Genomic DNA, 17,259 nt, shown 5'->3' with positions numbered 1-17,259 from the left:
CATATTTAGGATTAACTATCTAAATTTTAGAATAAGAGTATATATATTATTTATTCTTCAATTTTTATAGATTTAAATCCATCTTTAAGATTCCCTGTTCTTAATTGCGGAACAAAGTTGTAGGAATTTTTTATAAAGTTAATTTGCTGTTTGTTTACACAAGGTAGATTTCCATTTCCGGTTGCCCAAAAATAGACATGATCGCTTGGTGAATAAAATTCAAAATTATTAATATTTGTCTTAGTGAATTGAGTATTTATTTTTGATTTTCCCTCGGGAATAAATATATTTTTTGAATTAAAAGTGCTTAGTTTCATAGCAAAAGGATTTTTTGTTAATGCATTTAAATTGATTTCAAAAAAAACAGGGATTGCACTTAAAAGTATAAATAAGGTTATGAAGTAGTTTAAAATACTTTTATTTTTTAATAAAGAAACAATTATTTGAAGTGATAAGAAAATAATAAATACAAAGAAATACCGATACTGCGGTGAACTATTCCAAAGGATAATTAATTGTAAAACTGCCAAAGTATATAGAACGCTTAGAGCAAATTTGTTTTTGCTTTTATAGATAAACCAAGGGTAAATAATTAACAGTACTACAAATAATTTATTAAAAATCCCATGCAATTTTGAAATAGTTAACCAAAACCAAAAACGTTCCACAAGAGTTAATTGTGAAACATCTTGATTATCAAAACCTGATAAATAAGTTCCATAATTATAGAATTCTACTAAAGATTTTGGCTGTTTCCAATCAAAATTAAAAAAATCTATAGCATCAATTGGAAAAAGTAAATAACCTGAAATTATAATGTTTTTGGATAGAAAAAGACTTAAAACAACAACGCATAATAAAGTATAATTAAACAGATCATTTTTTAATGTTTGAAAGTTTTTAAAAAATAAAATTAGAATTAAAACAACCAAAATTGCGGATGTTACTTTTACAAAACACAAAAAAAGAATCAGGCTTAAAATTGCTTTGAAAGTAGTTTTATCAATAGTTTTATAATTTGTAATGAATAGGTAAAAAACGTAGGGTGTTAGTGTAAAAACAAAAAGATCTGGAGATGGTGCATTTACAAATTGCATAAAGAAAATAGTAAACAACAAAATCAATCCAAAACTTAACCCTTGAGAGTCAAAATTGGATTTATAATTGTTTATTTTTTCAAGTGCAAGTATGCTAATTAAAACAAATAAAAACCCATTTAAATCGTTAAAAAAGTCAGATAAAAAAGGGAAATTAAATCCCGCTTGTAAAGTATGCCAAGCTGAATTTTGTGCAAAAAACAGGTGTAAATTTGCCAACCCTTTTACATATCCAAATTCATTAATCCATTTTATAGTTTGTATGTAATAAGACTCATTATCTAACAGGTAAGGCGCAGTTGAACTTTGAGCAAGTGTAATTATAAAAACAGCAAAAAAGATTACTTTTAATAAAACACCAAGGTTTTTAATAGTAGTTATAAATTTCTTGATTTCATTAATAAAAAGCTGTCTATTTATTATAAAAACAATATGGTTTATTAGAAATACAAAAATGTAAAATTCAATATTTATTCTTATAAAAAAAGCAGTTATACTTGTAAGAATTGTATAAAGAAATAAACCTAAAATATGATGAATAATAACATGGCAATTTTCTAATTTAACTATTTTTTTAAATAGAATTCCAAAATTGAGTGTAGTTATAAAAATATAGATCCAACTTAAAAATATAAGGAGCATTTAAAAAAAATTATTCAAACTGCAAGTATTTCTTTTTTGAGTTTGATTTGTTAAATATAAAAATGGATTTTTTAGGTCTTATTTATTTTTCTTTATTAAGTCGGCAACAAACAATATAGCAACTGCGCCAATAACACCTTCTAGTAAATCGCCAAGTTCCCCATGAAATGTATAAATACCTAAAATATTAAATAGCCAACCTCCTACAAAACCTCCAATAATCCCTAAAATAATGTTTTTAACAAGTCCAAAACCACCACCTTTCATTAATTTTCCAGCAAGCCAACCTGCAATTCCACCAATAATAATTGAATACAACATACTAATTAAAGTTACATAGTTAATATTTTATAAATGTAAGAAATTAAATAAATAGGTGTTTCTGTTATTTTGAATTATCAAATTGTCATTCAAAATAATTACATTTGAAATGTATGAAATATATTAAATATCCTTTTTACATTTTTTGGCGTTGCTGGTTTTATGGCTGGATATTGTTGAGTATTATTGCTATTTTTCCAGTATTAATTGTTGTTACTTCTTCAGAAAAACTATACCCGGTATTTTTCAAAATTGCCAGATTTTGGGCAAATACAATCCTTTTTGTAATGGGTTTTAAAATTATTTTAGAAGAAAGTCAGGTTTTAAAAAAAGAAAAAAGTTTTATGTTTTGCCCAAATCATACATCAATGATAGATATTATGGTGATGCTTTCAGTAACTAAAAATCCGTTTGTTTTTGTAGGTAAAAAAGAACTCACTAAAATCCCGATTTTTGGATTTTTTTATAAAAGAACTTGTATTTTGGTTGATAGAGGTAATGCAAAAAGTAGAAAAGCAGTTTTTGATGAAGCCAGGAGAAGAATGAGTGATGGACTTGATATTTGTATTTTTCCTGAAGGTTTAGTTCCAGATGATGAAAGTGTGGTGTTAAGCGAATTTAAAAACGGAGCTTTTAGATTGGCAATTGAACACCAAATACCAATTGTACCATTGACATTTTACGATTGCAAAAAGCGATTTTCATATACTTTTTTTAGTGGTAGTCCTGGAAAATTACGCGTAAAAATACACAAACTCATCAATACTAAAGGGCTTACTTTAAAAGACAATGACTCTTTAAAAAAACAAACATTTAATGTTATTTATAATGAATTAACTATGGATTTAAAACTTTAACAAATACATACTTAAATAGCGGTTTTCTCGTTCAATTGAAATGAAAGAAAAAAAAATTACATATTACAATCCAAAAGAAGAAAAACTGAACGTATTATCTCACGCTTTTGGATTGGTTTTAAGTGTTGTTGCCTTAGTTTTATTGGTTGTCTTTGCAAGTTTAGAAGGTACAGCTTGGCACATAGTTAGTTTTAGTATTTATGGCGCGAGTTTAATTGTATTATATTCGGCATCTACATTTTATCATTATTCAAAAATACCTAAATTAAGGCATCGATTAAACGTTTTTGACCACGCAGCAATTTACATTTTAATAGCAGGAACTTATACCCCTTTTACATTGGTAGTTTTAAAAGGTTGGGTAGGCTGGACTATTTTTGGAATTTCTTGGGGATTGGCAATTACAGGAGTTATTTTAAAATTATTTTTTACAGGTAGATTTGATAAAATTTCTACAATTGCTTATGTTTTAATGGGTTGGGTTATTGTTTTTGCCATTAAACCATTAGTGCAAAATTTACCTATTGAAGGTTTATTATGGCTTTTAGGTGGTGGAATTTTTTATACAGTTGGTGCAATTTTATATAGTATTAAAAGGATTAAATACAACCATGCAATTTTTCATATTTTTGTATTGTTAGGTAGTTTTTGTCATTTTATGGCAATATTTTTTTATGTACTTCCTATAAAAAAGTAATACTATAAAAACATTAAAATTTCATTTACCCCCGTTTGTTTTTTTAGTAACTTCATTCAAAATTTGCTAATCAGATAAATCTATTTAAAATGAAACCTCAAAAGTTACTTTTTTCAATCCTATTTTGTATTGCTTTAATAGCTTGTAAAAACGAAAATCCACAAAATGACACCAACAATATTTTTAAATTTAAAAATTATATAAATTACACAACTTCAGGATTGGTTTCTGTTGCTGAACCCATAAAAATTGAGCTGGCAAAAGAAGTGCAAGGTTGGATTTCTGGGAAAGAAGTTTCGGAAAATTTTTTAACTATTTCACCAGATATTAATGGTGAATTAACAGTTATTAATTCGCGTAGTTTGTTGTTTAAGCCTTCAAAGGATTTACAACCAAATAAAGAATATAAGGTAACAGTATATCTAGGAAAAATTTATAACAATATACCTTCAGAATTTAAAACCTACACGTTCAAATTTAAAACCATAGCGCAAAATTTTAGTGTAAATACAACAAGTATTCAATCATACAATAAGCAATGGCAGTATATTAAAGGTATTGTAAAAACTGCTGATATTTTAACTTTAGAAAATGTAAAAACATTAGTTTCTGCTAAACAAAAAAATAACCATTTATCAATTAAATGGCAGGGTTTAGATTCGGTTAGTAAACAGTTTCAGTTTATAATAGATAGCGTGCAACGTTTTGAAGACGATTCGGAAGTGCTAATTTCTTGGAGTGGAGAAAATATTGATGTTGAAAATAATGGTGAATTCACCTTTAGAATTCCTGGGAAAAATAACTTTTCAATTTTAAATGTTGATGTTGTACAATCTCCAGAACAACATTTAAATATTAATTTTTCAGATCCATTAAAAAAACAACAGAATTTTAATGGTTTAGTTGCTATTAAAAACACAAAAAACTTAAAGTATATAGTTGACGGAAACATATTAAAAGTATATGCCGATGCACGCATTGTAGGTAATGTTTTAGTTGATGTTTTTCAAGGAATTATAAGTGTTGATGGCTATAAATTAAGGAAACCATTTTCTGAAACAATTGCTTTTGAACAACTAAATCCTGAAGTTAGATTACTATCAAACGGTGTTATTTTACCAAACTCTGCTAATTTAAAATTGAATTTTGAAGCTGTTAATTTAAAAGCTGTTGATGTTAGAATTATTAAAATATTCGAAAACAATGTATTGCAATTTTTACAAGAAAGCAGTTTAGGAAGTACTAATAGTTATCAAATTAGAAGAGTTGGAAGGCGAGTGGCAAAAAAAACAATTCCTTTAATTACCGATGAGGTTGAAAATAATGGAAAATGGAAAGCCTATGCAATAGATTTATCTGAAATGATTAAAGCTAATCCAGGTGCAATTTATCGTATAGAATTGGATATAAAACCTGAATATTCTTTATATAAATGCAAAGGTGTTGAAATGGATACTCCTAATAAAAATGAATATTATGAAGAAGATTATTACTACGAAGAAGGTGAATACACAACCGAACAAGCCGAAGATTTAGATGAACGAGAAGAGCAATATTGGGATAATTTAATTTATAGTTATAATAACACTTATTACAATTGGAACGATCGTGAAAATCCGTGTAAAAAAGCATATTTTTTAAATGAAGATAGAACAGTTGCAACAAATATTTTAGCATCAAATATTGGTGTAATTACTAAAAAAGGAGAAAACAACAGTTACTTTTTTGCAGTAACTGATATTTTAACAACCAACCCAATTGCTGAAGCAAAAGTTATAGTATATAACTATCAGCAACAAGAAATAGCCCAAAAAATTACAGATAATGAAGGAATAACTAGGTTAAATTTGGATACCAACGCATACTTTGCAGTAGTTACAAAAAACAAGCAAAAAACCTATATTAAATTAGATGATGGAAATTCATTGTCTTTAAGTAAATTCAACGTTTCAGGGAAAAAATTACAAAAAGGGTTAAAAGGTTTTATTTATGGTGAACGCGGTGTTTGGAGACCGGGAGATTCAATTCATTTAACGTTTGTATTGAACGACAATACAAATCCGTTACCAAAAAAACATCCAATAAAAATAGAAGTTACAGATGCACGAGGAAAATTAGCATTTAAACAAATTTCTTCAGAAAATATAAATGGATTTTACAAATTTACAATACCTACTTCAAACACTGATCCAACAGGAAATTGGAACAGTACAATCTCAGTTGGAGGAGCAAAATTTCACAAGCAATTAAAAGTTGAAACAGTAAAACCAAATCGCTTAAAAATTAAAATTGATTTTGAAGATAAGGTATTAACAAATGCCAAACCCATTAAAGGAAATTTAAAGGTAAATTGGTTGCACGGTGCACCTGCAAAAAACATAAAAGCGGAAGTAACAGCAAAATTCACTTCAAATTCATCTGCTTTCAGTAAACATTTTCCAAACTATATTTTTAACGACCCTACAAGAAATTTTTATTCTGAAGAATTAAAAGTATTTGATGGAAAACTCGATGCATATGGAAACGCAATTATTGATAAAAAAGTAAATTTAGAAAGTACTGCACCCGGAATGTTAAAAGTAGCTTTTTTAACCAAAGCTTTTGAAAATGGAGGAGATTTTTCTATGGATGTAATTTCAAAAAATTATGCACCTTATACTTCATTTGTAGGTTTAAAATTACCAAAAACAAAAGCCTACAGTTCGTATGATACTGATGAAAACATAACTTTTGATGTTGTTTCAATTTCTTCCGAAGGAAAGCCAATTCAGCAAAATAATATTACTGTTGAAATTTATAAAGTAGAGTGGCGTTGGTGGTGGAGTTCGTCTTATGAAGATTTATCTTCATACAACGGAAGTAGTTATCATAAACCATTTAAAAAATTTAAAATTAATACCAACACAAGCGGTAAAGGAACCTTCAATTTAAATATTGCAGATGAAAATGGTGGTCGATATTTAATTCGTGTTATTGATTCTGAAAGCGGTCACGCAACAGGAATCACAACTTATTTTTATAAGAATTGGTGGAAACGTCCAACAAATGACCCAGAAGCATCAAAAATGTTGGTGTTTTCATCAGATAAAGACAATTATAACGTTGGCGAAACTGCAAAAATTACTTTCCCATCTGGATCCGAGGGCAGGGCATTAATAAGCATTGAAAATGGTACTGAAGTTTTATTAAATAATTGGCTAAAAACACAAAAAGGAGAAACAACTTTTGAAATTCCAATAACAAAGGAAATGGCACCAAATGTATTTGTAAACATTTCTTTATTGCAACCACACGCAAGTACTGCAAATGATTTACCATTGCGATTATACGGTATTATTCCATTATTGGTTGAAGATCCTACTACACGTTTAAAACCTGAAATTTCAATGCCAAAAGTGTTAAAACCTGAAGAAAAGTTTACTCTAAAAGTAAGCGAAAAAAGTGGTAAACGGATGTCTTATACCATTGCCGTTGTTGAAGAAGGTTTATTAGATTTAACACGTTTTAAAACACCTCAAATTTGGGATTCATTTTATACAAAAGAAGCTTTAGGTGTAAAAACTTGGGATATTTTTGACGATGTTATTGGTGCTTTTGGTGGAAGAATTGAGCAAGTTTTTGCAATTGGTGGTGATTCCGAATTGGCTGCTGGAAACGCTAAAAAAGCAAATAGGTTTAAACCAGTTGTTCGGTTTTTAGGGCCTTTTACGTTAACAAACGGAAAAACTGCTTCACACACAATTCAGTTACCAAAGTATGTTGGATCGGTGCGTACTATGGTAATTGCTGCGGATAATGAAATTGGCGCTTACGGAAAAGCTGATGAAACTACACCAGTTCGCAAACCCTTAATGGTATTGGCTTCGTTACCGCGTAAATTAAGTCCAGGCGAAAAAGTAACACTCCCAGTAACCGTTTTTGCAATGGAAAATAAGGTGAAGAACGTGGATGTAAAACTAAAATTATCCGAAGGTATTAAAGTGGTTGGAGCAACTTCTCAAAATATATCTTTTGAAAGTCCAGATGAAAAAATGGCGTATTTTCAATTATATGTTTCCGAAGCAAAAGGAGTTGGAAAAATTGAAGTTATAGCCAATGGAAATGGAGAAAAATCTTCTTACGAAGTTGAAATTGATGTGGTAAATCCAAATCCAATTTCAATAAATAGTAATAATTTTGAATTGGCTGCGAATGAAACAAAAACAATTGATTTTGAAACCTTTGGAATTGTTGGAAGTAATTTTGCAGAGATTGAATTCTCAACCTTACCTTCAATGGATTTTACAGGAAGGTTACAGTATTTAATTCAATATCCGCATGGTTGTGTAGAGCAAGTTACTTCAGGTGTTTTTCCGCAGTTATTTTTAAGTGAAATTTTTGATATTCCGTTGCAACAAAAACAAAAGATAACCGAGAATATTAAAAAAGGAATTGAAAAATTAGGAGATTTTCAAACACCAAACGGAGGATTAAGTTATTGGATGGGACAAAATACTGCCAACGATTGGGGAACAAGTTACGCAGGACATTTTATGATTGAAGCTGAGAAAAAAGGTTATGTTTTACCATTAACTTTTTTAACAAATTGGTTAAATTATCAAAAACAAGCAGCACGTAATTGGCGACCAAGTTATAACAGCTATAATTCAGATTTAGCACAAGCGTATAGGCTATATACATTGGCTTTAGCTGGACATCCAGATTTATCTTCTATGAATAGATTGCGAGAGTTTAGAGAGCTTTCTAACAATGCAAAATGGCGATTAGCTGCTGCATATGCATTGGTTGGTCAAAAAGAAGCCGCCACTAAAATTTCAAATACAGCAAATATTAATTTTGAAAGTAGTAATTACGATTATTATACATATGGATCTGTGGATAGAAACCGCGCAATGGCAATGGAAACAATGTTGTTAACAGGAAATAATGAAGCTAAAGAATTGGCAAAATACATTGCAAAACGTTTGTCTTCTAATAGTTGGATGAGCACGCAAACCACTGCTTATAGTCTATTGTCAATGGCTAAAATGGTGGAAATAAATGGAGGAAAATCTATTAAATTAAGTTATGCTTTAAACAATGGAAAAATAGAAAATATTGACTCTAAATTTGCCATTGCACAACGAAATTTAGGAATTGTTATGGGAAAAAATTCGGTTTCAATTACTAATAACCAAGCAAATTTGGTATTTGTAAACCTTTTAACTGGTGGAATTTTACCAATAGGACAAGAGATTACAGAAAAAAGAGGTTTAGGTATTAGTATAGTTTATAAAGATTCTCAAGGAAATAAGGTTGATGTTTCAAAACTATCACAAGGAACCGAGTTTGAAGCACACGTTACAGTTTCTAATTTAAAACAAGAAGATGTTAAGGATGTTGCAGTTACACAAATTTTCCCTTCAGGTTGGGAAATTGTAAATACACGTTTTACTGATTTTGGAACTAATGCAACTGGAACTACTAATTTTACGGATATTAGAGATGACCGCGTTAATTTTTATTTCGATTTAAATAAGAGTCAGTCTAAAACATTTAAAGTATTATTAAATGCTTCCTATTTAGGAAATTATTATTTATATGGTTTACAAGTAGAAGCAATGTATGATAATGAGTATTTTACACGAACAAAAGGACAATGGATTGAAGTAGTAAAATAAGTTTTAATCGTCAACCTGAACTTGTTTCAGGTTCTCATTATGAGATTCCGAAACAATTTTGTAATGAACTAATTTTAGAAGGAAAACAAGATTGAAGAAAATAGTATTGAATTCAATTAAAAAACATAAAATAAAACTTCTAATAGCCGTTATTTTACTAACGGCTTATTATTTTTCATTGCCTAAAACCTTATTTGAAAATCCAACATCAACTGTAATTGAAAGCTCTGAAGGAGAGTTATTAGGAGCTAAAATTGCAGATGATGGTCAATGGCGGTTTCCTCAAAATGATAGTGTTCCTTTTAAGTTTAAACAATGTATTATTCAGTTTGAAGATGCTTATTTTTATAAGCATCCGGGATTTAATCCAATATCAATTGTAAAAGCTGCTATTCAAAATTTAAAATCGAATTCAATAAAAAGAGGCGGAAGTACTTTAACACAACAAGTAATTAGATTGTCTCGAAAAAATCAAAAAAGAACCTATTTTGAAAAGCTAAATGAAATTGTTTTTGCAACTAGATTAGAATTAAGATATTCAAAAGAAAAAATACTTGCGTTATATGCTTCAAATGCACCTTTTGGAGGAAATGTAGTTGGATTAGATGTTGCTTCTTGGCGTTATTTTGGGCGTTTACCCAATCAACTTTCTTGGGCAGAAAGTGCAACATTAGCAGTTTTACCAAATGCACCAAGTTTAATTTATCCAGGAAAAAATCAACAAAAGCTATTAGTAAAAAGAAACCGATTGTTAAAAAAATTAGTAGATGAAAAAATAATTGATAAACTAACCTACAATTTAGCAATTCAAGAGGAGTTACCTCAAAAACCATATAAAATTCCGCAAATTGCACCTCATTTATTACAACGAGTTGTAGAAAACCATCAGGGAAAACGAATTAAAACTTCCATAAAATATAGTTTACAAAATAAGGTAAATTCAATAGTAAAAAGGCATTATAACGAGTTAAGCCAAAATCAAATTAACAATATTGCAGTGCTTGTTTTAGATGTAAAAACCAGAAAAGTTTTAGCTTATGTAGGTAATTCACCAACTACTAAACAACACCACAAGGATGTTGATATTATTAACAAGCCAAGAAGTACAGGCAGTATTTTAAAACCTTTTTTGTATGCTGCAATGTTAGATGCCGGAGATATTTTGCCCAATACTTTAGTTACTGATATCCCTACACAAATTGGAAGTTACAAACCAGAAAATTTTAATAAAGAATTTGACGGTGCTGTTGCTGCAAGTGAAGCGTTATACAGATCTCTCAATGTCCCTTCGGTTAGAATGCTACAAAACTTTGGATTGGACAGGTTTTATCACTATTTAAAACAACTTAATTTAAAGGATGTTAAATACAATGCCAATCATTATGGTTTGTCTTTAATTTTAGGAGGCGCAGAAAGTAATTTATGGGATTTATGCAAAAGTTATGCTGGTATGTCTTCAACGGTAAATAATTATGATGATACACAAGGTAAATACTACGCCAATGAATTTTTAGAGCCTTCCTATTTAAGTGATTTTAAGCCAAATTTTGGAAAAATTTCAACTGAAAAAACCATTTTTGATGCAGGCTCTACATATTTAACTTTTGAAGCATTGAGTAAGGTAAATAGACCGGAAGGTGAAGAAAATTGGGAGTTTTTTGATGCTTCTAATAAAATTGCCTGGAAAACAGGAACAAGTTTTGGATTTAGAGATGCTTGGGCTATAGGTGTAACTAAAAATTATGTTGTAGGTGTTTGGGTAGGAAATGCTGACGGAGAAGGCAGACCAGGTTTGGTTGGAGTTTCAGCTGCAGCTCCTATATTGTTTAATGTTTTTAACCAATTACCAAATAGTACCTGGTTTGAAAAACCTTTTGATGAATTAATAGCAATACCAATTTGTACTAAAAGTGGTTATAGAGCAAGTGAATTATGTGAAACAAAAGAAACTGTTTTTGTACAACAAGCGGGTCTAAAAACGGCACCTTGTCCTTATCATATTTGGGTACATCTAGATAAAAACGAGCAATTTCAAATTAACTCCTCTTGTGAATCGTTAAAAAACATGGTTCATAAAAGTTGGTTTGTATTACCATCCTTACAAGAATTTTATTTTCAAAAAAAACATCCATATTATAAAAAATTACCAAACTTTAGAACCGATTGTTTGGTTGATAATTCAGCAAAAATGGCTTTTATTTTACCTGAAGAAAATGCTAAATTTTACATTACAAAAGATTTTAACAACAAGGTTAATGGGTTGGTATTTAAGTTAATACACTCTAATGTAAATGCAAGTGTTTATTGGTATTTAAATAGCCATTTTATAGGAGAGACAAAGAGTATTCATGAAATAGAAATTTCACCCAGAAAGGGAAAATATACCATTACCGTTGTAGATGAATTTGGTTATGAGATTAAACAAAAATTTGAAATAAAAGATTAACAGTTTGAACATATATGCAAATGTTGTATATTGCAAATTAATTAATTCAAGTCAACCCTTTAATTATGTTGCAAATTTTATTAGTTGATGACGAAATAGATGCTTTAGAAGCACTAGAATGGAAGCTCAATAACTATATTGATAATATTGAGGTTACAACTTGTAACTCTCCAATAAAAGCAATTGACATTATCAATAATGATAAACCAGATGTTGTTTTTTTAGACATTCAGATGCCAGAGATGGATGGTTTTACAATGATTGAAAAACTTGAGAATAGAGATTTTAATCTTATTTTCACAACAGCACATGATGAGTTTGCTCTTAAAGCAATCAAAGTATCGGCAATTGATTATTTACTAAAACCAGTTGATAAAGACGAATTGGTTGCTTCTTTAAGTAAAATTCAAAAATCAAAAAAAGGGGATTTACTTGAAAATAAACTGCAAGTATTATTAAATAACCTAAACGATAGTAATGATAAAATAAATATTTCAGCCGATGGGAAGGTGTATTTATTAGATAAAGATGATGTAGTTATGTTGAAATCGGATAAAAGTTATACCACAATATATTTAAAATCCGAACAACAAATATTGGTTTCAAAAACGTTGAAAGAAGTTGAAAAGAAATTTTTATTTTCTCAATTTTTCAGGGTTCATAATTCATATCTTATTAACTTAAATCATGTAAAAGAATATTTAAAAGGATTGGGCGGAGAGTTAATTATGACCAATGGATTAACAGCAAGTATTAGTAGGAACAGAAAAGCAGAATTATTTAAAAAACTTTATTTGGACTAAAGAATGTTATTAGATTTTCATTCTGAAATATATTCGTGGATTAGAGGAGGTTTATTCGTTCTTTTTGTATACCATTTATTAATATTTTTTCAAAATCGAAGTAAACTATACTTATATTACAGTTTATATTTACTAGCCCTAACAATTTATTTATTAAGCCATATTGCTACGGGTAAAGTAAGTGAATTTTATAACTACATTAATTTTTCAATTCAATTTTTAGCATACGCGGCATATGTTTTATTTGCCCGAGAACTATTAGATACAAGGACTTATTTAATAAAATGGGATAGGTATTTTGTAATTGAAACTAAGGTGCTTTTAATTTTATTTCCAACATTTATTTTAATTCAAGTTTTATTGGGATATGAATTTCAAATTAAAGCTTTTACTCTGGTAGCACCCATTTTAACAATATTCACTCTTATTTCTTATTATATTATTTACACAAGGATAAAAGATAATTTTTCAAGTTACTTTGTTGCAGGTTCTCTTATTTATTTGTTATTGGCAAACATTAGTTTTTTAGAACTTTTTGTTGGTTTAGAGTTCTTTACCGATTTTGGTTTACAACCTATGTTTTTTGTGTATTTAGGTGCAATGTTACAGTGTATTATTTTCTCAATAATTATTGGTTTTACAATTAAAAGAATTGAGCAAAAAAGTAAAAATGCAGAAGTAAGATTGGCTATAAAGTTAAAAGAAATGGAAGAATTAAAAATGACTGCTTTACAAAGTCAAATGAATCCTCATTTTTTGTTTAACTCACTTAATTCTATAAACAATTTTGTATTAAAAAATGAAGTTGAAAAAGCTTCAGATTATATAACTAAGTTTTCAAAATTGATTCGTGTAATTTTAAATAGTTCATCAAGTCCAACCTCAACACTTTCAGATGAGTTAGGGATATTGGCATTGTATATTAAATTAGAAAAAATGAGAGTTACAGGTGGCTTTAAGTATACTGTGAAAGTTGATGAAAATTTAAATTTAGATAAAATAAAAGTTCCACCCATGTTTTTACAACCTTTTATTGAAAATTCAATTTGGCATGGGATTATGAAAAAAGAAGGTGAAAAAATGATTAACTTAACTATCAAGGAAGATAATGGAAATGTTTTGTGTATTGTTTTAGATAATGGAATTGGGATTAATAAAGCAAAAGAACTATCGCACATGAGTCAAAAACGTAAATTTTTTGGAGCAGAGGCTACAGAAAATAGAATTAGAATGCTTTATCAAAATAAAGATGTACATATTGTAACTAAAGATATTTCATCCAATACTACAACAGGAACCCAGGTTTCAATTAAATTTCCATTGCTTTAAATTTAAAGTATTATTTTATGTAACTAAAAACAATTAGTTTATCTAATATTATTTTTAAAATTACTTGAAATTTAGAGAGTTAGTTTATTGTTTTACTGATATTTCGCATTTTTTACAAAAATAATAATTACCATTTATTGTAAAAAGTTAACCATTTATTAACTTTCTGCTAGTTTTTGTTTATTTAAAAAAAATCTAGATAATATCTGCGTATCTTTGGTTTGTATTATTGTCAAGAGGGGTTTTGACTCTATACATTTAAAACATTAAATAAGTCTTTGGGGTTGATTTATTTATTCCTTGAACATTGTAAGAACGTATTACAATGTTCAAGGTTTTTTTTGAATAAAAATTTAATCCAAATAATACCTTTTCAATTAAATTTTTAATAGATATATTTGAATTAATTTATGAAAAAAATTAGCCAAATATTAACCTTCCTCTATGTAAGCACTACACTTTGGGCGCAAACGGATTATTCTAAAAATTGGGAAGATTTCTACTCATATAATAACGTAAAGGACTTCATTAAAACTGAAAATGAAATTCATGCTATTGTAGATAATGCCATTTTTACATACAACGAATTAAATGGTGAGATAACTAAAACTTCGTCAGTTAATGGTCTTTCAGGAGAATTAACTTCAAGTGTATTTTATAGTACAACTTATGAGAAATTAATAATTGGTTATGAAACAGGATTAATTGAGATTATTGATAGCAATAATAATATTACCATTTTAAAAGATATTGTTAATTTTAATTTTTCAGGAGATAAAAGCATCAATAATATTATTGGTTATAATAACAAACTTTATATCTCAACATCTTTTGCAATAATAGTTTACGATATTGATAAGTTACAGTTTGGGGACACTTATTTTATTGGTAATCAATCATCTGAAATTAAAGTAAATGAGGTTAAAATACTTAATAATACTATTTTTGCAGCTACTGAAAATGGTATTTATATGGCAGATATAACCAATCCAAATTTGATAGATTTTAATAATTGGACACAATATTTTTCTGGAAATTTTGCTAATGTTGAGGTGTTTAATAATCAAATATATGCATCTAACAATCGCAAATTATATAAAGTTGTAGATAATAATTTGGTATTGCAAAAAAATTATCCTCAAACAATACTTTCCATAAAGGCATCAAATGAATTTTTGTCTATTGCTACACAAAGAGGAGTATATGTTTTAAATTCAAATGATTCTGAAATAACTAATTATGTTACCAATACAAATGAGCAATTTTATTATAATTTAAATACTGCCTTTTTTGAGGATAATTTGTTGTATTTAGGAACCAAAGAATTTGGACTGTTAAAATGCACTTCTGATAATATTCCAAATTTTGATGAAATTCATCCAGATGGTCCAGTATCTAATTTACCTTTTTCAATTTCAGTAAAAGAGAATAATTTATGGGTTGTTTATGGAGGATATGATGGAGCTTATGCACCTAGAAATACAGCTTACAGTTTTGATCATTTTAATGGAGAAACTTGGGTTAATACACCGTACAAGAATTTTAACGTTACAAATCTTGTAAATGTTACTTTTGACCCTAACAATATTGATAAAGTTTATATAAGCTCTTATGGTAACGGAATGTTGGTGGTTGAAAATAATGAAGTTGTAGAACATTGGACTCATTTAAATAGTGGCCTGGAATGGAGAACCAGAATTAATGGATCTGCTTTTGATGTAAATGGCAATTTATGGATAGCCAATTCTTGGGTTGATAAAAGAATTAAAAAATACGGTTTTGATGGTAGCTGGGACGAGTTTGATATGAGTTCCGTAATGACAAATCCTGCATTGGGTTTAGGCGAACTTGTTGTTGATAAAACTTCAAATATATGGGTAGCTTCCAGAAGAAATGGAGCGTTGATTTTTAATGAAAACGGAAATAAAAAAAGAGCACTTACTACAGAATCTACAAAAGGTTCTTTACCCGATCCTAATGTTAGAGCTATTGCTGCAGATGACAATAATAGAATATGGATAGGAACTTTAAAAGGTTTGGTTGTATTATACAATGCCGCAACAGTTTTTAGCGAAGCAATAGTTGATGCTGAACCAATAATTATTTTAGATGATAGTGGTATTCCAAAAAAATTATTAGGAGATCAGGCAATAAATTCTATTGTAGTTGATGGTGCAAATAACAAATGGTTTGGAACAAGTAATGGAGGTGTTTTAAAAACAAATTCAGATGGCAACGAAACATTACATAATTTTAATGTAAATAATTCTCCTTTACCTTCAAATACAATATTAAAAATTGCAGTAGATAAAAATTCAGGTAAAGCTTATTTTGCTACTGCGAAAGGCATTGTTGCTTTTAATAGCGATGTTGCAGTTTATGGAGATACTCTAACGGAAGTTTATGCGTATCCAAATCCATCTACTAAAAATAATGAATTTATAACAATTGATGGTCGTCATGGAGAACACTTACCGAAGGGAACAAATATAAAAATTTTAGATACTGCAGGTAATTTAGTGTACGAAACTAATATAAGAGAAGGTCAAGAATCATCTGGGGGTAAAGTGGTTTGGAATAAAACTAATTTAGCTGGTAGAAAAGTGGCTTCTGGGATATATATAGTGTTGTTAATAGACAATGAAAAGCAACGAACTTCTATAACAAAAATTGCGATTATCAATTAATAATGATTGAAACTACTAAAGCAATAGTTATTAACGCCATTAAATATGGAGATACAAGTTTAATAGCTACCTGTTATACTGAAAAATGCGGATTAAAAACGTACCTGTTAAAAGGCATATTAAAAGCCAAAAAAGCTAAAATAAAATCAGCTTATTTTCAACCACTAATGCAGCTTAATTTAACTGCTAATCATAATAATAAAGGATCTTTAAATTCTATTAGAGAAATTGAAGTAGTAAATTTTTATCACTCAATTTATTCAGATATTAAAAAACAATCTATAGCCTTATTTTTATCAGAAATTTTACATTATGCAATTAAAGAAGAAGAGGAAAACGCATCACTTTTTAAATATTTAGAAACTTCCTTATTATGGTTAGACACGCATAATATTGTTTCAAATTTTCATTTACTTTTCCTTTTAAATTTAACCAAATATTTAGGCTTTTACCCTGAAGTAAATGCTATGGATATGGAGTATTTTGATTTGTTAGAAGGAAAATTTACAAACAAAAGTAAATTTAGTACTGTTAATGGAGAAAAACTAACCTATTTTAAAAAGCTTTTAGGCATAAATTTTGATGTGTTACATGAGGTTAATTTTAGTGCTTCAAACAGGCAGGAAGTACTAACAATATTAATTCAATATTTAGAATTACATGTAAGTGGTTTTAAAAAGCCAAAATCATTAAACGTATTAAAATCTGTATTTAGTTAAT

The 17,259-nt window shown here is 28.6% G+C and carries 10 protein-coding genes; 8 read left to right on the top strand and 2 right to left on the bottom strand.

The genetic code is table 11. The features are described 5' to 3' along the window. Positions 1-50: 50 nt before the first annotated feature. The gene (locus tag BX611_RS04350) at positions 51-1,739 is read right to left on the bottom strand and encodes an LIC_10190 family membrane protein (protein ID WP_115878430.1); all 1,689 of its coding nucleotides are present in this window, start codon (positions 1,737-1,739) and stop codon (positions 51-53) included. A gap of 78 nt (positions 1,740-1,817) precedes the next feature. After that, positions 1,818-2,060, bottom strand: a complete 243-nt coding sequence (locus tag BX611_RS04345; protein WP_317047874.1) for a GlsB/YeaQ/YmgE family stress response membrane protein — start codon at positions 2,058-2,060, stop codon at positions 1,818-1,820. Between the two features lie 113 nt (positions 2,061-2,173). Between BX611_RS04345 and BX611_RS04340 the strand changes: the two genes are divergently transcribed. From BX611_RS04340 to recO, 8 genes are all read left to right on the top strand, one after another. After that, positions 2,174-2,917 carry a lysophospholipid acyltransferase family protein gene (locus BX611_RS04340; protein WP_115878426.1) on the top strand — a complete coding sequence of 248 codons (744 nt, stop codon included), beginning with the start codon at positions 2,174-2,176 and terminating at the stop codon, positions 2,915-2,917. A 40-nt stretch (positions 2,918-2,957) separates the two neighbouring features. Further along, positions 2,958-3,614: a PAQR family membrane homeostasis protein TrhA gene (gene trhA / locus BX611_RS04335; protein WP_115878424.1), complete on the top strand. Its 657-nt coding sequence runs from the start codon at positions 2,958-2,960 to the stop codon at positions 3,612-3,614. A gap of 89 nt (positions 3,615-3,703) precedes the next feature. Continuing rightward, the gene (locus BX611_RS04330) at positions 3,704-9,274 is read left to right on the top strand and encodes an alpha-2-macroglobulin family protein (protein WP_115878422.1); all 5,571 of its coding nucleotides are present in this window, start codon (positions 3,704-3,706) and stop codon (positions 9,272-9,274) included. Between the two features lie 91 nt (positions 9,275-9,365). Then, positions 9,366-11,720, top strand: a complete 2,355-nt coding sequence (pbpC, locus tag BX611_RS04325) for a penicillin-binding protein 1C (protein WP_115878420.1) — start codon at positions 9,366-9,368, stop codon at positions 11,718-11,720. 65 nt (positions 11,721-11,785) lie between these two features. Beyond that, on the top strand, positions 11,786-12,523 hold the full coding sequence (locus tag BX611_RS04320; protein WP_115878418.1) for a LytR/AlgR family response regulator transcription factor: 738 nt from the start codon (positions 11,786-11,788) through the stop codon (positions 12,521-12,523). A 3-nt stretch (positions 12,524-12,526) separates the two neighbouring features. Continuing rightward, a complete protein-coding gene (locus tag BX611_RS04315) occupies positions 12,527-13,852 on the top strand; it encodes a sensor histidine kinase (RefSeq protein WP_115878416.1) in 1,326 nt (441 codons plus the stop codon). 410 nt (positions 13,853-14,262) lie between these two features. Next, a complete protein-coding gene (gene porZ / locus BX611_RS04310; protein WP_115878414.1) occupies positions 14,263-16,539 on the top strand; it encodes a type IX secretion system anionic LPS delivery protein PorZ in 2,277 nt (758 codons plus the stop codon). Between the two features lie 2 nt (positions 16,540-16,541). Next, the gene (gene recO / locus BX611_RS04305) at positions 16,542-17,258 is read left to right on the top strand and encodes a DNA repair protein RecO (protein WP_181897230.1); all 717 of its coding nucleotides are present in this window, start codon (positions 16,542-16,544) and stop codon (positions 17,256-17,258) included. The last annotated feature ends 1 nt before the right edge of the window (position 17,259 follow it).

It is taken from the genome of Lutibacter oceani, assembly GCF_003384935.1.
Classification (GTDB): domain Bacteria; phylum Bacteroidota; class Bacteroidia; order Flavobacteriales; family Flavobacteriaceae; genus Lutibacter; species Lutibacter oceani.
Note: the sequence above shows the minus strand (reverse complement) of the source record. Positions and strands in the feature narration are given on the sequence as shown.